The organism is Amycolatopsis ponsaeliensis (assembly GCF_030182635.1).
GTDB lineage: Bacteria > Actinomycetota > Actinomycetes > Mycobacteriales > Pseudonocardiaceae > Amycolatopsis > Amycolatopsis ponsaeliensis.
Genome location: NZ_JAPZLD010000007.1, coordinates 224,508 through 241,905, shown reverse-complemented (window position 1 = coordinate 241,905; position 17,398 = coordinate 224,508). Strand labels below are relative to the sequence as shown.

At 70.2% G+C, this 17,398-nt stretch carries 18 protein-coding genes; 9 read left to right on the top strand and 9 right to left on the bottom strand.

From position 1 onward, the window contains the following. Nucleotides 1–19 precede the first annotated feature (19 nt). Nucleotides 20–793, bottom strand: coding sequence for an enoyl-CoA hydratase/isomerase family protein (locus QQ657_RS13415; RefSeq protein WP_284742423.1), 774 nt, complete (start codon nt 791–793; stop codon nt 20–22). 64 nt (nt 794–857) lie between these two features. On the opposite strand from QQ657_RS13415, the gene QQ657_RS13410 reads away from it, so the two are divergent. From QQ657_RS13410 to QQ657_RS13385, 6 genes are read left to right on the top strand one after another with little or no spacing between them, the layout of a single operon-like run. Then, nucleotides 858–2,030, top strand: a complete 1,173-nt coding sequence (locus QQ657_RS13410) for a thiolase family protein (RefSeq protein WP_284742422.1) — start codon at nt 858–860, stop codon at nt 2,028–2,030. Then, nucleotides 2,027–2,806: an enoyl-CoA hydratase-related protein gene (locus QQ657_RS13405; RefSeq protein ID WP_284742421.1), complete on the top strand. Its 780-nt coding sequence runs from the start codon at nt 2,027–2,029 to the stop codon at nt 2,804–2,806. Before QQ657_RS13410 ends, QQ657_RS13405 begins: the two co-directional genes overlap by 4 nt. Continuing rightward, on the top strand, nt 2,806–3,303 hold the full coding sequence (locus tag QQ657_RS13400) for a DoxX family protein (RefSeq protein ID WP_284742420.1): 498 nt from the start codon (nt 2,806–2,808) through the stop codon (nt 3,301–3,303). Before QQ657_RS13405 ends, QQ657_RS13400 begins: the two co-directional genes overlap by 1 nt. Next, complete coding sequence (locus tag QQ657_RS13395) at nt 3,300–4,169, top strand: crotonase/enoyl-CoA hydratase family protein (protein WP_284742419.1); 870 nt, start codon at nt 3,300–3,302, stop codon at nt 4,167–4,169. Before QQ657_RS13400 ends, QQ657_RS13395 begins: the two co-directional genes overlap by 4 nt. A gap of 20 nt (nt 4,170–4,189) precedes the next feature. Next, the gene (locus QQ657_RS13390) at nt 4,190–5,671 is read left to right on the top strand and encodes a class I adenylate-forming enzyme family protein (protein ID WP_284742418.1); all 1,482 of its coding nucleotides are present in this window, start codon (nt 4,190–4,192) and stop codon (nt 5,669–5,671) included. 33 nt (nt 5,672–5,704) lie between these two features. Further along, nucleotides 5,705–6,667, top strand: coding sequence for a pentapeptide repeat-containing protein (locus tag QQ657_RS13385; RefSeq protein WP_284742417.1), 963 nt, complete (start codon nt 5,705–5,707; stop codon nt 6,665–6,667). An 11-nt stretch (nt 6,668–6,678) separates the two neighbouring features. Here the strand turns inward: QQ657_RS13385 and QQ657_RS13380 are convergent, their stop codons facing one another. Together QQ657_RS13380 and QQ657_RS13375 are read right to left on the bottom strand one after the other, a co-directional pair. Continuing rightward, nucleotides 6,679–7,440 carry an SDR family NAD(P)-dependent oxidoreductase gene (locus QQ657_RS13380; RefSeq protein ID WP_284742416.1) on the bottom strand — a complete coding sequence of 254 codons (762 nt, stop codon included), beginning with the start codon at nt 7,438–7,440 and terminating at the stop codon, nt 6,679–6,681. A gap of 10 nt (nt 7,441–7,450) precedes the next feature. Beyond that, nucleotides 7,451–8,599: an acyl-CoA dehydrogenase family protein gene (locus QQ657_RS13375; protein ID WP_284742415.1), complete on the bottom strand. Its 1,149-nt coding sequence runs from the start codon at nt 8,597–8,599 to the stop codon at nt 7,451–7,453. Between the two features lie 58 nt (nt 8,600–8,657). On the opposite strand from QQ657_RS13375, the gene QQ657_RS13370 reads away from it, so the two are divergent. From QQ657_RS13370 to QQ657_RS13360, 3 genes are read left to right on the top strand one after another with little or no spacing between them, the layout of a single operon-like run. Further along, nucleotides 8,658–9,416, top strand: coding sequence for a crotonase/enoyl-CoA hydratase family protein (locus QQ657_RS13370; protein ID WP_284742414.1), 759 nt, complete (start codon nt 8,658–8,660; stop codon nt 9,414–9,416). A 55-nt stretch (nt 9,417–9,471) separates the two neighbouring features. After that, nucleotides 9,472–10,599 (top strand): CaiB/BaiF CoA transferase family protein, encoded by a 1,128-nt coding sequence (locus QQ657_RS13365; protein WP_284742413.1) that lies wholly within the window; start codon nt 9,472–9,474, stop codon nt 10,597–10,599. Then, a complete protein-coding gene (locus tag QQ657_RS13360; protein WP_284742412.1) occupies nt 10,596–11,741 on the top strand; it encodes a thiolase family protein in 1,146 nt (381 codons plus the stop codon). The genes QQ657_RS13365 and QQ657_RS13360 overlap by 4 nt, the downstream gene beginning before the upstream one ends. A 46-nt stretch (nt 11,742–11,787) precedes the next feature. Here QQ657_RS13360 and QQ657_RS13355 read toward each other — a convergent pair whose 3' ends face one another. The 6 genes from QQ657_RS13355 to QQ657_RS13330 all read right to left on the bottom strand — a co-directional run bounded on the left by QQ657_RS13355 (nt 11,788) and on the right by QQ657_RS13330 (nt 17,164). Beyond that, nucleotides 11,788–12,645: a mycofactocin-coupled SDR family oxidoreductase gene (locus QQ657_RS13355; RefSeq protein WP_284742411.1), complete on the bottom strand. Its 858-nt coding sequence runs from the start codon at nt 12,643–12,645 to the stop codon at nt 11,788–11,790. A 20-nt stretch (nt 12,646–12,665) separates the two neighbouring features. Further along, complete coding sequence (locus QQ657_RS13350; RefSeq protein WP_284742410.1) at nt 12,666–13,208, bottom strand: flavin reductase family protein; 543 nt, start codon at nt 13,206–13,208, stop codon at nt 12,666–12,668. Beyond that, complete coding sequence (locus QQ657_RS13345; RefSeq protein WP_284742409.1) at nt 13,208–14,389, bottom strand: acyl-CoA dehydrogenase family protein; 1,182 nt, start codon at nt 14,387–14,389, stop codon at nt 13,208–13,210. The genes QQ657_RS13350 and QQ657_RS13345 overlap by 1 nt, the downstream gene beginning before the upstream one ends. A 12-nt stretch (nt 14,390–14,401) precedes the next feature. Then, the gene (locus QQ657_RS13340) at nt 14,402–15,289 is read right to left on the bottom strand and encodes an alpha/beta fold hydrolase (protein ID WP_284742408.1); all 888 of its coding nucleotides are present in this window, start codon (nt 15,287–15,289) and stop codon (nt 14,402–14,404) included. After that, the gene (locus tag QQ657_RS13335) at nt 15,286–16,284 is read right to left on the bottom strand and encodes a VOC family protein (protein ID WP_284742407.1); all 999 of its coding nucleotides are present in this window, start codon (nt 16,282–16,284) and stop codon (nt 15,286–15,288) included. Before QQ657_RS13335 ends, QQ657_RS13340 begins: the two co-directional genes overlap by 4 nt. A 121-nt stretch (nt 16,285–16,405) precedes the next feature. Continuing rightward, entirely contained in the window at nt 16,406–17,164 is a 759-nt protein-coding gene (locus QQ657_RS13330; RefSeq protein ID WP_284742406.1) for an IclR family transcriptional regulator, read from the bottom strand. Nucleotides 17,165–17,398 lie beyond the last annotated feature (234 nt).

Sequence of the window (17,398 nt, the reverse complement as noted above, 5' to 3'; positions counted from 1 at the left end):
TCGAGAGGCTACGGGATGGTCAGCGCAGCGTCCACTTCCGCCGGGGTACCTCGGCGCGGTCCACTTCGGCCTTCCCGATCGGGTTCCCGAGCTGGGTGTAGGAAAGTCCCGTGCGGAGTGCCTGCGTGCGCGTGGCGTCGAGGGATTCCCAGACGGCGCGGACCGTTCCTTGGATTGCGGCCGGTGGTTTCGCGGCGATGATGCGGGCGAGTTCATCCGCCCGGTTCCACAGTTCGTCCCGGGGAAGCACCTCGCTCACCAGGCCGATCTGCAGTGCCCGCTCCGCGGACAACCGCTCGTCGAGGCCCAGCAGGGCGATGCGGAGGGTTTCGCCGAGCGGAATGCGCCGGGCGAGCCCGATCGGCTCCAGTGCCGCTGTGAGCCCGTAGCTGACGTGCGGGTCGAAGAAGGTGGCCCCTTCTGAGCAGATGATGATGTCGGCCTCGTTCAGCCAGTAGAACGCGCCGCCGGCGGCCATTCCGTGCACCGCGCACACCAGGGGTTTCCAGACCTGGTTGGTCTTCGGTGACAGCTGCTCACCCGGATCGGTCCGGCTCCAGACATTGGAGCGGCGGTCGATGCCCTCCTTGACGTCCATGCCGGTGCTGAACGCGCGGTCGCCCGCGGCGCGCAGCACGACCACCCGGATGTCGTCGTCGTCCTTGACCCGCCGCCAGATGTGGGCGAAGTCGTCGAGCATCGCCTGGGTGAAGCTGTTCATGGCTTCGGGCCGGTTCAAGGTGATCGTCGCGACGTGGTCGGTCACGGCGAACAGGACGGTCTTCGGCTCCACTCGGCACCTCCGTCGATGGGCGCCGCTCTTTCCGTCGGCGCCAGAATAGAGTATAACGAATTGCATGAACGAGGCCGTGGTGCTGTCAGCCTGCCGGACCGCGATCGGCACCGCCCGCAAGGGCTCGCTGCGCGAAACGAGCGCGTTCGACCTCGCTACGGTGGTCGTCCGCGAGGCCGCGCAGCGCTCGGGGCTCCCGTCGCGATGCCTGGACGACGTCGTGCTCGGGGAGACTCTGGCGGGCGGCGGCGACATCGCCCGCTACGCGGCCCTGGAAGCCGGCCTGTCCCACGTTCCCGGTGTGGCGCTGAATCGGCACTGCGCTTCGGGTCTGGCGAGCGTCGCGACCGCCGCAGCGTCCATCCGGGCGGGGATGGACCGCGCCGTGATCGCCGGCGGTACCCATTCGTCCTCGACGGCCCCGGTGTCACGGTGGCGGGTCCCGGGCACCGCCACGTGGGAGGAGCCGTGGAGCTCACCGTCCCATGTGCCGACGGCGGACGCCCCGAACCGGGACATGGCGGTCCTCGTCGGCTGGAACACCGCCCGGCTGGCCGGGATCTCCCGCACCGAGATGGACGCGTGGGCGCTGCGCTCGCACGAGCGGGCGATCCGGGCCATCGACGAAGGCCGGTTCGCCGACGAGATCGTCCCGGTCAAGGTCACCGGCCCGGACGGCGCGGTGTCGGTCTTCGAGGTCGACGAGCACCCGCGGCGCGGCACGAGCATGGCGAAACTGGCGGCGCTCAAGGTGCTGCACCCCGAGATCGACAGCTTCTCCATCACCGCGGGCAACGCCAGCGGCGTCAACGACGGTGCGGCCGCGGTCGTCGTGGCCGACGCGGCCCTCGCGGCCGAACACGGCCGCACCCCGCTCGCGACGGTGCGTTCGTGGGCGAGCGTCGGCGTGGATCCGGTGGAGACCGGCTTCGCCCCGATCGCCGCGATCCGGCTGGCCTTGGCGCGCGCCCGGATCGACATCGAGGAAGTCGATCTCTTCGAAGTCAACGAAGCCTTCGCCTCGGTCGCCGTGGCCACTACCCGCGAGCTGGGACTCGACCCGGAGCGGGTGAACCCCTTCGGAAGCGGTTGCAGCCTCGGGCACCCCATCGCCACGACCGGAACGCGAATGGTCGCCACCCTCGCCCACGAACTGCGCCGCCGCGGCGGCGGGACGGCGGTCGCCGCGATGTGCGCCGGCGGTGGCATGGGTTCGGCGCTGGTTTTGACGGCGTGACCGAGGAACTCGCCGTCGAGGGGCTCCGGTCCCGCTGGGCGGACGGGGTGCGGTGGCTGACACTCGACCGCCCGAAGGCGCGCAACGCGCTGACGGTCGCCATGCGGCGTGGCCTGATCGACGCGGTCAGGGGCGCGGACGCCGACCCCGGTACTCGCCTCGTCGTGCTCACCGCGACCGATCCGGCCTTCTCCGCGGGGGTCGATCTCAAGGAGTCGCTTGGCGGTGCCCGTGGTGCCCGAACCGACCCGGCGGAGGTCCTGCGCGTGGCACGGACACCCGTGCTCGGTGTGATCAACGGGCCTTGTTACACCGGCGCGCTGGAGCTGGCCCTGTCGTGCGACTTCCTGATCGCCTCGGACAAGGCGAAGTTCGCCGACACGCACGCCGCGCTCGGTCTGGTGGCCGGCTGGGGCATGAGCGCGATGCTTCCGCGTGCAGTCGGAGTACGGCTGGCCCGCCAGATGATGGTGACCGGTGACCCGATCACCGCCGACCAGGCATTGCAGGCCGGCCTCGTCAACGAAGTCGTGCCTCACGAGCGGCTGCCGGACCGGGCCGAGCGGATCGCCGCCGCGATCGTCGCCGCCGCGCCGGACTCGGTCAGCGCCACGCTCGGTCTGCTCGCCGACGGTGAAGGGGCCACGTTGGCGCACGCCCTTGCCCTGGAGTCGGCGGCGAAACTGCGCCGGCGTACCGACGTCGCCGAGGTGTCCCGCCGGTTCCTGGCCCGGACCGCTTCCCAGCACGAGCACCGACGACGAGCGGAGAACTGATGAGTGGCACCGACGTGGCGCGGTGGGCGCTGCGGGCCGTGATCGGCGGCACGATGATCGCGCACGGGGTGCGGCACGGCCGCACGCTGGACGGCACAGCAGGCTGGTTCGGGTCCATCGGGTTCCGGGAGCCGCGGCTGCAGGCGAAGGCCAGCGCGGTCGTCGAGATCGGCGCGGGCACCGCGCTCCTGGCCGGGGCGGCGACCCCGCTGGCCACGTCGGCGGTGGTGGGCACGATGGGCGTCGCCGCGCGGACCGTCCACCTGCCGAACGGCTTCTTCGTGCTGAACGAGGGCTACGAGTTCGTCCTGAACCTGGCCGCCGCCTCGGTCGCGCTGGCCGCGCTCGGACCGGGCCGGTTCAGCGTCGACCGCGCCCTCGGCCTGGACGAGCGGGGGACCGGACCACGGCGGGCGGCGCTCGCCACGGGACTGGGCTTGGCCGCCGCGGCCGCGCAGCTGGCGGTCTTCTGGCGCCGTCCCGGGGCCGCCGGGTGAGCCGCTACGAGCAGATCCGGTGCGAAGTCGAAGACCGGGTCCTGACCATCACGCTGAACCGGCCCGACCGGCTCAACGCCTTCACCGCGACCATGGCCGACGAGCTGATCGAGGCCGTCGACCTGGCCGACACCGATGACGACGTGCGGGCCGTAGTGCTCACCGGCGCCGGCCGCGGGTTCTGCGCCGGTGCCGACCTGGCCTCCGGCGGCGCGACCTTCGACTACCCGGCGGGCGCCGAGCACCGGGACGATGCCGGGCGTGTCTCCCTGCGGATCCTCGACGCGCTGAAGCCGGTGATCGTCGCGTTCAACGGGCCCGCGGTCGGCGTCGGCGTCACCATGACCTTGGCCGCCGATATCCGGCTGGCGGCGGAGCATGCCCGGTTCGGATTCGTCTTCGCCCGCCGCGGCATCGTGCTGGAGGGCGCGTCCAGCTGGTTCCTGCCTCGGCTTGTGGGGATCAGCCGGGCCCTGGAATGGGCAGGGACCGGGCGGATCTTCGACTCGGCGGAAGCCCTGTCCGGCGGATTGGTCAGATCCGTTCACCCGCCCGAGGAACTGCTGCCCGCCGCGTACGCGATCGCCCGAGAGATCGCCGACCACACCGCGCCCGTCTCGGTCGCCCTCAACCGGCAGATGCTCTGGCGGATGCTCGCGGCCGAGCATCCGATGACCGCCCACATGCTCGACTCGCGCGCGGTGCAGTCCCGTGGTATGTCCGAGGACGCCAAGGAGGGAGTCGCGGCCTTCCTCGAGAAGCGATTGGCCGAGTTTCCGGACCGGGTGTCGACCGGCATGCCCCGGTTCTACCCATGGTGGCCGGCCCGTCCGTTCCGCCCGATGGGAACGGCTGAGGCGCTGTGATCCGACCGGAGGACATACCAGTGCCTGACGATCGAGCGCTCCCGGTCCGGCTGCGCCGGGTGCTCACCGCGGTGCCGGAGGAGACCGCCCTGCTGTTCGAGGACCGGACCTATCCCTGGGCGTTCCTGTGGCGCGGGGTCGGCGACCTCGAGCGGCTCTTGGCGGAGTTCGCGGATGCGCACCGCATCGGAATCGTGCTGCGCAACCGCCCGGGACACCTGGCCGCGTTGGTCGCCGTCATCGCCACCGGCCGCCAAGTGGTGACGCTGAGCCCGTTCCACGGCGACGCCGCGCTGGCCGAGGACATCACCGCGCTCGCGCCCCAGGTCGTCGTGGCCGGTCCGGAGGATTGGGCTCGCCCCGCCTTCGTTGCCGCGGCCGCCTCGGTGGGGGCGTTTCCCCTTCTCACCGGTGAAGACGACCGGCCGCTGCTGGCCCGCCCGGCCGACTGGCCGGTCGCGCCAGGCCCGGCCGAGCCCGACGACGTCGCGGTCCTGATGCAGACGAGCGGCACGACCGGCCGTCCGAAGCGGGTGGAGCTGACCTACCGCAAGCTCACGGCGGCGTTCGAGGCGTCGGGCACGCCGGTGGCGTCGGGCGAAGTGCGGTTGCGGAAGCATCCGTCGATCCTGTGGATGTCGCTCGTGCACATCGGCGGGCTGTACTTCGCGATCGCCAACGTCGCGGCGGGACTGCCGACGGCGCTGCTGGAACGCTTCGATGTCGGGCAGTGGGCCGAACTGGTTCGCAAGACCCGGCCTCGTCGTGTCCGCCTGGCGCCGGCCGCACTCCGGATGGTGTTGCAGTCCGATCTGCCCGCTGACGTCTTCGACGGCGTCGAGCAGGTGTCGTCCGGAACGGCGCCGTTACCGGCCGACGAGGCCGATCGGTTCAGCGCGCGGTTCGGCGTCCCGGTGCTGTCGGTCTACGGCGCGACCGAGTTCGCCGGGGCGATCGCGGGCTGGGACCTCGCGCTGCACCGGGAGTGGTGGGCGGCGAAGCGGGGGAGTGCGGGGCGGGCGTTCCGGGGTGTCGAGCTGCGGATCGTGGACCGCTCGACCGGCGCACCTGTGCCGGCTGGGTCTGTCGGAGTGCTCGAGGCGTGCGGTGCTCAGTTGCCTGCCGACGGCTGGGTGCGCACGACGGACCTCGCCAGCCTGGACGACGACGGGTTCCTGTTCATTCACGGCCGTGCCGACGACGCGATCAACCGGGGCGGGTTCAAGATCGTGCCGAGCGTGATCGAGGAGGCTTTGAGGGCACACCCGGCGGTTCGGGACGCTGCGGCGGTGGGGATTCCCGACGAGCGGCTCGGCGAGGTGCCGGTGGCCGCGGTGACTCTCCGGTCTGGTTGCGCCGTGGCCGAACTCGACGAGTGGCTTGCCGAGCGGTTGGCTCGGTACCAGCTGCCGACGGAGGTTCGGGTCGTCGAGGAGCTGCCGCGCACGCCGTCGATGAAGGTGAGCCGGCCGGATGTCCGCGCGCTGTTCGACCCGGCCTGAGGAACGTCGCGCGATACGACATAATCGCCCGCCATGTCCGCGAGAAACAAGCGACGCAACAAGAACCGCAAGCGAGCCGTCCGTCGCTCCGCCACGAGAGCGTCAGACAATTCGCCAGGGGCAAAGGGCGCGGCTGCGGCGAAGAAGCGAGAGGGAAAGTCGCACAGCTGGAGTCACCTGTTCAGCTTCCTGTCCGTGATCGTGGCGACTGGTGCCGTCGCCGTGAGTTGCCTCTCCGCCGAGGCCAGCCAGCAATCCGCCCAAGCGAGTCAGCGGCAAGTAGACATCGCCGAACGCGGCCAGTTCGATGATCGGTTCAACCGTGCTGTCCAACAGCTGGGCAATCGGGACAGTATTGACATCAGACAAGGGGGAATCCACGCGCTGGAGAGCTTGCTGCAGGACTCACCGCGTCATCGTCCTGTGGTTCTCAAGCAGTTGGCATCCTTCGTTCGCGAGCACGCGCCTGTCTCGGAGTGCGCCGCGAAGAGTGCGGTTCCCAACGATATCCGGGAAGCGTTGGGGGCGATCGGTCACCACAACATCCACCCGGACACGAAAGCCAGTGAATACTCCGTGGACCTGCGGTTCACCTGTCTTTCCGGGATCGACCTCGAGGGAATGGACTTCGTCCGGGCGTACTTTGCCGGCGCCAACCTGAGTGGTTCGGACCTGACCGGCGCGGACCTCACCGGTGCGTATCTGCTGAGTGCCGATCTCACCCGGCTCAACGCCATCCAAGCGAACTTCACCTGTGCGGCACTTCCGAACGCGAACCTCGAAGAGTCCCTCCTGGTGGCTACGCAGTTCGTCGGGAGCGACCTGATCTCAGCGAAGCTGGTCGGCGCCCACCTCGAGGGCGCGAACCTGACCGATGCGGTCCTCGACAACGCCGTTCTCGACCCGAAGCAACTGGACGATCCGAACATCCTCAAGACATCCCCGAACCCGTACTGTCTGTCGGAGGGGCAATATCCGGGGCTCACGAGGGGATAGGCGGCGACACTTCAGCGCGGAGCCATCCGGATCGCGCCGTCCAGTCGCACGGTCTGGCCATTCAGGTAAGAGTTCTCCAGCATCTCGAGCGCCAACCGCGCATAGTCCTCGGGATCACCGAGCCGCTTCGGGTGCGGCACCGTCGCCGCAAGACCCTCGCGGATGTCCTCGCGCAGGCGGCCCAGCATCGGCGTGTCCATGATTCCCGGCGCGATCGTGTTGACCCGGATCTGCCGGCTCGCCAGGTCCCGCGCGGCGACCAGCGTCATCCCGTGTACCCCGGCCTTCGACGCGGTGTAAGACGTCTGCCCGATCTGGCCGTCGAACGCCGCCACCGAGGCGGTCAGCACGATGGCGCCGCGGTCTCCGTCGTCGAGGGTCTCGTTCTCGGCGATCTTCGACGCCGCCAAGCGCAGCACGTTGTACGTGCCGATCAGGTTGACCCGGATGACCTCGGTGAACGTGCCCAGGTCGCCGGGTGCACCGTTCTTGTCCAGGATGCGGGTGCGGTCGCCGCCGCGGCCGGCGCAGTGGACCACGAACCGGAGCGGGCCCGCCGCGTCGACCGCCTCCGCGACCGCCTGCTCGTCGGTGACGTCCGCGCGGACGAACCGGGCCGCGTCGCCCAGGTCGGCGACAGCTTTGGCGCCCAGCTCCTCCGAGATGTCGGCGAGGACGACCCGGCCACCGCGGTCCACGATGCCGCGCGCGGTGGCCAGGCCCAGTCCGGACGCACCGCCGGTGACCAGCGCCGTGGAACCCTTGATGTGCATGCGAAACCCCTTACAGGCCCATGGACTTGCTGATGATGGTCTTCATGACTTCGCTGGTGCCGCCGTAGATCCGGCTGACGCGGGCATCCGCGTACAACCGGGCGATGGGGTACTCGAGGATGTAGCCGTAACCGCCGTGCAGCTGCAGGCAACGGTCGACCGCGCGCCCCTGCGCCTCGGTGCAGAACAGCTTGACCTTCGCCGCGTCGACGGCGCTCAGCTCACCGGCGACGTGGGCGGTGATCGCCGCGTCGAGCATCGCCTGGGCCGCTTCCAGCTCCGCCGCCATCGCCGCGAGCTCGAACTTCGTGTTCTGGAAATGCGCCACCGGCTGGCCGAACACCTTGCGGTCGCGCACGTAGGCGATGGTCAGGTCGATCGCCGCGCGGTTCTGGGCCACTGCCCCGACCGCGATGGCGAGCCGTTCCTGCGCCAGGTTGCGGCGGAGGGCGGCGAACGCCGCGCCCTCCTCGCCGAGCAGGTTGGCGGCCGGGACCCGGACGTCGGCGAAAGACAGCTCGACGGTGTCCTGCACGGTCAGCCCGAGCTTGTCCAGCTTCCGCCCGACCGTGAACCCGGGCATCCCCTTCTCGAGCACGAGCAACGACAAGCCGTTGCGGCGGTTGCCCGGGTCGGTCGCGGTCCGGGCCACGACGATCACCAGATCGGCGTGGTACCCGCCGGTGATGAACGTCTTGGCGCCGTTGACGACGAAGTCGTCGCCGTCGCGCACCGCCGTGGTCGTGACGCCGGCCAGGTCAGAGCCCGTTCCCGGCTCGCTCATCGCGATCGCCGTGTACAGCTCGCCAGTGGCCAGGCCCGGGAACCAGCGAGCGCGCTGGTCGGCGTCCGCCAGTCCGGTGAAGTACGGGACGACCACGTCGAGGTGGGTGCGAAGACCGCCGAGGGTCGCCGTCACCCGCGCGCACTCCTCCTGGAGCACGACGTTGAAGCGGTAGTCGTCGAGGCCCGCGCCGCCGTACTCCTCCGGGATCGCCGTGCCGAGGACGCCGAGCTTTCCCAATGCGGTGAACAGGTCGCGCGGGACGAGCCCGGCGCGTCTCCAGTCGTCGTAGACCGGGACGACTTCGCGGGCGAGGAAGTCGCGGACCAGGCTGCGGAAGTCTTCGTGATCCTGACCGAACAACGTGCGGCGCATGAATTGAGTATACGCATTAGGATGCGCTTGATCGCATCCCCGGAGTGAAGGAGTGAACGTGCCGGACGATGTCCTCATCGAGCGCCGCGGCGCCGTGCAGATCATCACGATCAACCGGCCTGCCGCGAAGAACGCGCTGACCGCCACGGTGGCCGAAGCGGTCGCTGCCGCGGTCGACGAACTCGACGCGTCGGACGAGTTGCGGGTCGGTGTGCTGACCGGCAGCGGTGGGACGTTCTCCGCCGGGATGGACCTGAAAGCCTTCCTCGCCGGCGAGAGCCCGTCGATCGAGGGCCGTGGGCTGTGCGGGATCACCATGACGCCGCCGAAGAAGCCACTGATCGGCGCGGTCGAGGGCTGGGCGCTCGCCGGGGGATTCGAGCTGCTGCTCGCCTGTGACCTCGTCGTCGCGGCGCGGACGGCCAAGCTCGGGTTGCCCGAGGTCAAGCGCGCACTCGTGGCCCGGGCGGGCGGGGCGTTGCTGCTGCCGAGGCGCGTACCCGCGGCGATCGCCCTGGAACTTCTGCTGACCGGTGAGCCGATCGACGCCGAGCGGGCCGCCGGGATCGGCCTGGTCAACCGGATCACCGACGAAGGCGGCGCGCTGGAGGGCGCGCTCGAGCTGGCCGGGAAGATCGCGGCGAACGGCCCGCTCGCTGTGGCGGTGACCAAGCGGATCGCTCGTGCTTCCTGGACGCCGGAGGAGGCTTGGGCCAATCAGGCCGCGATCGTCAGGCCGGTGTTCGCGTCGGAAGACGCCCGCGAAGGCGCGACGGCGTTCCGGGAGAAGCGTGTGCCGGCCTGGAAGGGTCGATGATCTCGAAAAGAGTGTCATGTATTGCTAGGCTGAGCCGGAACAGAGGAGACCGACCATGGCCACGGGACCACTGGCGGGGTGCCGGGTGCTCGAACTCGGCGGCATCGGCCCCGGCCCGTTCGCCGGGATGCTGCTGGCCGACCTCGGCGCGGAGGTGGTCCGGGTGGACCGGCCGGAGAACCGCGGCGAACCCGGCCGGGGCGGTCCCACGGACGTCCTCAACCGCGGCAAGCGCTCGGTGGTGCTCGACCTGAAGGACTCGGCGGGGGTCACCGCGCTGCTCGATCTCGCTGCCCACGCCGACATCCTGCTCGAAGGCTTCCGCCCCGGCGTGACCGAACGCCTGGGCGTCGGCCCCGGCGAATGCCTGGCCAGCAACCCGCGGCTGGTCTACGGCCGGATGACCGGCTGGGGCCAGGACGGCCCGCTGGCCACGACGGCCGGGCACGACCTCACCTACATCGCGCTCACCGGCGCCCTCGGCGCGATCGGCCCGGCGGAAGGCCCGCCGCAGATCCCGCTGAACCTCGTCGGCGACTTCGGCGGCGGCGGGTGCTACCTCGTGATCGGCGTGCTGGCCGCACTGCACGCCGCGGAGCTCAGCGGCCGCGGCCAGGTCGTCGACGCCGCGATCGTCGACGGCACAACGAGTCTGCTCGCCAGCACCTACGGCAAGCTCGGCCGCGGGGCCTGGACCGACGAACGCGGCGTCAACCAGTTCGACGGCGGAGCACCGTTCTACGCCGTCTACGAAACCAAGGACGCCCGGTACGTCGCCGTCGGGGCATTGGAACCCAAGTTCTACCGCCGCCTGGTCGGCCTGCTCGAACTCGACGTCGACCCCGGGCGTCAGCAGGACCGGGCCGGCTGGCCCGACCTGCGGCGCCTGCTGGCGAAGCGGTTCGCCGAGCGCACCCGCGACGAATGGGCGGCACTGTTCGACGGGACCGACGCCTGCGTCGCACCGGTGCTGAGCCTGACCGAGGCGGCCGAACACCCGCACGTTGCCGCCCGTGGGACCCTCGTCACCCGGGACGGCGTCGTCCAGCCGGCCGCGGCACCACGGTTCTCCGCGACACCGTCGAACCCCGGAACTCCGGCGCGAGAAGTCGGCGCCGACACCAGCGCGGTCTTCCGCGACTGGAACCTTGCTCCGCCCCCGACCGAAAGGAACCGGCCATGAGGGACGCCGTCATCGTCGACGCCGTGCGCACCCCGATCGGGAAACGCGACGGCACGCTCTCCGGGATCCACGCCGCTGATCTGTCCGGCCATGTGCTCGCCGCACTGGCGGACCGCACCGGGATCGATCCGGCCACTGTGGACGATGTGCTCTGGGGCTGCGTGACCCAGATCGGCGACCAGTCGAGCAACATTGGCCGGATCGCGGTGCTCGCCGCGGGCTGGCCCGAACACGTGCCCGGCGTGACGATCAACCGCGCCTGTGGTTCCAGCCAGCAGGCGGTGGACTCTGCCGCCCACGCGGTGATGGCGGGGCAGTACGACCTCGTGGTCGCCGGAGGTGTCGAGACGATGAGCCGGGTGCCGCTGGGTGCCCACCGGACCACCGGTCAGCCCTACGGGCCCGCGGTCTTGGCACGCTACGACAACGTCGAGTTCAACCAGGGACTCGGCGCCGAGCTGATCGCCGAGCGGTGGGGCTTCGACCGGCAGCAGGTGGACGAGTTCGCGGCCGGCTCGCACGCTAAGGCCGCCGCGGCGATCGACGACGGCGTCTTCGACGACCACCTCGTGGCGGTCGAGGTCGACGGCACGAAGTTCGCCGTCGACGAGGGATTGCGCCGCGGGACGTCCCCCGAGACGCTGGCGAAGCTGAAGCCCTCGTTCAAGCCCGACGGGGTGATCCACGCGGGCAACGCGTCACAGATTTCCGACGGCGCCGCCGCGCTGCTCATCACGACCACGGAACGAGCCCGTGAACTGGGGCTCACGCCCATCGCGAGGTACCACTCCGGCGCGGTCAGCGGAGCGGACCCGATCATGATGCTCACCGGCCCGATCCCGGCCACCGCGAAGGTCCTGGGCCGGGCCGGGCTGACCGTCGACGACATCGGCGTGTTCGAGGTCAACGAGGCGTTCGCGCCGGTCCCGCTGGCCTGGTTGGCCGAGACCGGCGCCGACCCGGAGCGGCTCAACCCGCTGGGCGGCGCGATCGCGGTCGGGCACCCGCTGGGCGGTTCGGGGGCGATCCTGATGACCCGGCTGCTGGCCCGGATGCGCGGGCAGGGCCTGCGGTACGGGCTGCAGACGATGTGCGAAGGCGGCGGCACCGCCAACGCGACGATCATCGAACTGCTCGACTGACGGGAAAGGCCGGTGGGCGCACCCACCGGCCTTTCCGTAAGCCCCGTCAGAACTGCGGCTGAGGCAGCCGACGGTTGATGATCACGCCGGCATCGACGCGCAGTTGCGCGCCGGTGACGTAGCGGGATTCGTCGGACAGGAGGAACAACACCGCGGCCGCGATGTCGCTCGGCTCGACGTAGGGCAGGCCCATCGCGGTCATGGACTCGAACGCCTTGAGCGCGTCCTCACGCTTCGGGTGGTCGAGGTCCGGTCGGAAGACCTGGTACATCGGGTCGCTGTTCAGCATGGGCGTGTTGGTGTTCGTGGGGTGCACGGCGTTCACCCGGATACGCCGCGGCGCGAGCACGATGGCCAGGTCGTTCACGAACGCCGCCACCGAACGCTTGGCGAACGAGTAGCCGAGCTTCCCGGCGTCCGGCGTTCCGTCGTGCGTCGGTGGCAGCAGCGCGGCCGCGGAGCCGGTCGCGACGATCGATCCGCCGTCGGGCAGGTACGGCAGCGCGGCCTCGACCGCGTTCACCACGCCGTTGAAGTCGACGGTCACGGCGTCGATGAAGGCCTGCCCGGCGGGGTTGTTGATCGGGGCGATCCCAGCCTGCGCGACAACGGCGTCGAGCCGGCCCAGCTCCGCCACCCCCGCCGTGACCGCGGCCTGGAGCCCGGCCGGATCGCGGACGTCCACCGTCGACGTCACGATGCTGCGACCCAGCTTCTCCACCTGGCTTGCGGTCTCCTCCAGGTCTTCAGCGCTGGCCAGGGGGTAGCCGACGCTGTCGATCTGGGCGCAGAGGTCGACAGCGATGATGTCCGCGCCCTCCTCGGCCAGGCGCAGCGCGTGGGCGCGGCCCTGGCCCCGGGCCGCACCGGTGATGAAGACGACTTTGTCCTGTACCCGTCCCATCCGGGTTTCCTTTCCGATGACTACCAGCCGACGAGTCGGTCCAGCACGAGTGAGGTGGCGGAGAAGTAGTCGCCATAGCCGCCCCGGAAGAACAGCAGCGGCGTCTTCGGCGACTCGACGCGGAGGTCGTGGACCCGGCCGACAACCAGGTAGTGGTCGCCGAGCTCCACCACCTTCTCGATCATGCAGTCGACCCACGCGACGATTCCTTCGAGCACGGGGTTCCCGAGCGGGGATGGAGTCCAGGGCACCGTGTCGAACTTGCCGGGGTCGCGGACCGCCATCCTCCGGCAGACCGCTTCCTGGTCCGCGGCGAGCACGTTGGCGCAGTAGCGGCCCGCCGCGCGGATCCGGGGGAGGGTCTGCGAAGAACGGTCGGCGAGGAACGACACCAGTGGCGGGTCGAGGGACACGGACGTGAACGTGCCGACAACCATCCCGGCGGGTCCGTCGTCCGGCCCGGCCGTGGTGACGGCGACCACGGCAGTCGGGAGGTTGCCCAGCACGTCGCGGAAGTGCCTGCCGTCGAAGGCAGGGCCGATGCCGGTCATCGTGGGCCCCATCAGACGAGGATGCGCATCGGGGCCGGGAGCTCCAGGCCCATCTGCGTCAGCGCGTTGGCGTGGTAGGCCACCCCCGGCACGTGGATCATGTGCTGGAGCCCTGCGTGCGCGTCCCGCCAGAACCGCTGGAGGGGGTTGGCCCGCCGGATGACGTTCCCGCCCGAGCGCGCGAAGACCTCGTCGAGGGCCGAAACCGCGCGCCATGCGCAGCGCACCTGGTTACGCCGGACGTCCGACCGGGCTTCGAGCGTCACCGGTTGCCCGGCCTCGATGGTGTCGAAGAGCCGGCTGATGCCGTCGATGAGCTGGATGCGGGAGGCCTGGATCTCGGCCGCCGCCTCACCGGTCGTGTAGAGCACGTAGGGGTCGTCGCGCACCTGCACCCCGGTGACCGCGACCCGGTCGCGCTGCTGGGCGACGTGCGCGGCCAGGCCGCCTTCGCAGATCCCGATCACCGCCGCGGTGATCCCGAGCGGGAACATCGCGGCGAACGGCAGCCGGTACAGGGTGTCGGTGACTCCGTTGCGTTCGGCGGCCTGCCCTTCCTGAACGTCCTCCTGCTTGAGCGTCCGGTATTCCGGGATGAAGGCGTCCTGCACGACGACGTCCTTGCTGCCGGTGCCGGACAGGCCGACCACGTCCCAGGAGTCCTCGACGAGCTCGTAGTCCGACCGGGGCAGGAGCACGTGCCGCACGGCCGGCGGCATCACCGGTTTGCCCTTGCCGTCCCCGACCATCGCGCCGAGGAAGTCCCATTCGCAATGGTCGGCACCGGAGGAGAACGGCCAGCGCCCGCTGAGGCGGTACCCGCCGTCGGCGGGCTCGGCGATCCCGTTGGGCATGTACGGCGAAGCGATCCACGTGTCCGGGTTCTCGGCCCAGATCTCCTGGCCGACCCGGGGATCCATCTGCGCGACTTCCCAGGGGTGGACGCCGACGACCCCGCAGACCCAGCCCGCCGCGCCGTCGTGCCGCGCGACCGCCATCACGGCTTCCGCGAAGTCCCGGGGGTGGGCCGCGTACCCACCCAGCTTCTCCGGCTGCAGCAGCCGCATGACACCGGCCGAGCGGAGCAGGGCGACGGATTCGCCGCTGAGCTTGCCCAATCCCTCGTTCTCCTCGGCCAGGGCCGCCAGCTTGGGCCCAGCCTCCTCGACCCGGCTCACCACTTCGTGCGCCATGCCGTCCACCTCCTAGTTCTGCTTGCCTTGAGCGGCGTCCCCATCGGACACCTTGCGGGTGAGGAACTCGATGACGACCCGCTCGAAGTCGGACTTGCGCTCGATCTGCGCCCAGTGCCCGCAGCGGGCGAAGGTGTGCAGCTCGACGTCCGGCAGCCAGCGAGTTGCGAAGTGGGCCTGGTCGTAGGGGAGCATCCGGTCGTCCCGCCCCCAGACCAGGAGCGTGGGTGTCGTCATCGTGGTGGCGCGGGTCCACAGTGGAGTGTGCTCGGCCTGGCGGCGGGGGTCGAACATCGACCCGAAGATCACCTTGGTCCGCTGGATCACGCCGTCGGCCGTGGCGTTGCTCAGCCGTTCGTCGATCAGGTCGTCGGTGACCAGGCGCTGGTTGTGCACCATCGTCCGGACCCACGCGGTCATCCGCTCCCGCGTCGGATCTTCCAGGAACTCGAAGAGCCGCTGGAAGCCTTCACTCGGCTCGGCCTGGAAGATGCCGACGGAAAGCCCACCGGAGCCCATGAGGGCCATCCGCCGCACGCGCTCGGGCGCTTGGACCGCGAGTTCTGCGGCCACCGCGCCGCCCATCGAGTTGCCGACGAAGACCGCGGACCCGATGCCCAGCTCGTCCATCAGCCGCAGGATCCACCGGGCCGCCACCGCGGGGTAGACGGCGTCGAGCTCGGGCAGTTCCGTGCCGCCGAAGCCGGGCAGGTCCGGCATGATCGTGCGGAACCGCTCGGCGAACACCGGGAGGTTGTCGCGAAAGTTCGACCAGGCGCTCACCCCCGGGCCGGAGCCATGGAGCATGAGCAACGGTTCGCCCTCGCCGGCTTCGTGATAGGCGAAGGTGAGCCCCTCGATCACCTTCGTGGTGTGTGTCGAGTCGTAGCCCCAGCTCACGGGATGAGCCCCGCGGACGGAGAGGTCGACAGGAACGCGCCTCCGGGACCGACGTCGAGGACGTCCCCGTACCAGGTCTGCCCGTACGCCAGCTCGGGCAGCTTCCACTCGAGGGCTTCCCAGGCCGGGTCGAAGATGAGGTAGCCGCCGGAGTAGAGCTCGATCCGGTGACCGGAACCGGGGTCGTGGATGTAGAGGTACATCGCCTGGCCGATCCCGTGCTTGCCCGGTCCGTGGCCGTAGGCGATGTCGAGGTCGCGGATCTGGTCCGCCGCGGTGAGGATGTCGTGGAAGTTCTCGACGTTGAACGCCACGTGGTGGAACTGTCCGGGCTGGTCCTCGGCGGCCACGCCGATGGCGACGTCGTGCACCTGCGGGGTCACCGACAACCAGGACGCCAGGATGATGTCCGGGGCCTGCGGCAGCCGGGCGAACTCGCGCCGCTTGAACCCGAGCCCGGTCTGCAGCCACCCTTCGGCCTGGTTGACCGTGGCGGCGCTGGTCTGCAGGTTGATGTGGTCGAGCCGGCGCACGCCGAGGCCGCGCCGGCGCGAGCTGTTGCTGAGGATCTTCGAGCGGATCGACTCGTCCGCAAGCGGCTTCTCGATGTCGTAGTAGAGCTCGAACGGGTGCTCGCTGCCGGGGACGAGGAAGCGCACGGCTTCGCCGCGGCCGATCTCGTGCCCCGCGGCCAGCTCGACCGTCTTGAGGCCTTGGTTCTCGAGCTGCTTCTGGAACAGTTCGACGTCCTGCTTGCGCTTGACGCGGAAGCCGTAGGAGTTCACCCGGGCCTCCTCCTGCTGGGTCAGGACCAGGGAGTGGTGCACGAGCTCCTGGTAGCCGCGCAGGTAGGCGACGCCGTCGGCCTGCGCGACGACCTCCATGCCGAGCAGGTCGCGGAAGAACCAGAGCGAGCGCTCGAGGTCGGGGGTGCCGAGGTCGATGCTGCCCGCGTGGGCGATCTGCGGCCCCGGGTCGTGGTCGGGCTGGGCCATGGGGACTCTCCTTCGAGCCGGTTTCACTGGGTGCGGTGGAAATCTCGGGGCCGGACGTCAGCGCATGGTTGCCGGTGCGCCGCGCCCGTGGGTGGTGGGTGTCCGCTGAGCGGGACGGTGATCATGCCGAGAGGGAGTGCGCGGTCGCGGTGAGCCGCCGGGAGACCTCGGCGGCGGTCCACATGACGCGGTACTTGAGCTCGTCGACCCGGAGGCGGTCCCACGGACCGCACACCGAGACGGCCGCGACAGCGGTGTCGAACTCGAGGATCGGCGCGGCGACGCACGCGGTGCCGACGGCGGCTTCGCCGAATTCGGTCGCGTAGCCGCAGTTGCGGATCTTGACCATCGCGGCTTCCAGTGCCTCCGCGGTCGTGATGCTGGCGTTCGTCCGCGCGCACAGGCCGCCGGCCAGGTACCGGTCGACGACCGCTCGCGGCGAGTAGGCCAGCAGCACCTTCCCGACTCCGGTGCAGTGCGCCGGCAGTCGCCCGCCGACGCGCGAGGGCAGCGTGCCGGCGTACGCCCCGCCGATCTTTTCCAGGTAGACGACGTCTTGTTCGTCGAGCAGCGCGAGGTGGATCACGTGTCCCGTGGTCGCGCAGAGTTCCTGCAGGAACGGCCGGGCGACGTCGCTGGTCCGGGTTCGGCGGACGACCAGGCTGCCGATCTCGAACATGCGCAGGCCGAGCGTGTACTCGGTGCCCGAACGCTGGAGCCAGCGGGCACCGACGAGCTGCTGCACGATCCGGTGCGCGGAGGACCTGGGGATCCCGCTGCGGGCGCTGATCTGCCCGAGCGACAGGGTCCCGCCTGAGCGCTCGAAGACGTCGAGGATCAGGACCACCCGGTCCACCATGCTCAACGGACCCTCGGACATCCGCGACCTCCTCGTGCGCCGTACCAGACCCATTATGGGGAACCTTGCCCAAGAAGAGTATCCCTAACTGAGCATTGACAGTGTCAGCGTGACAGCGCACGATCCCCGTTATCCGCTGGATTTGCCCTTATCAGCGAATGACAATCTTGTGATCCCGAGGCCTCTTGACGGCGGAGCCAAATTGAGTGCACTGAACTTTGGCGATCGACTGTCCGGCGGCCCGGGCACGGACCA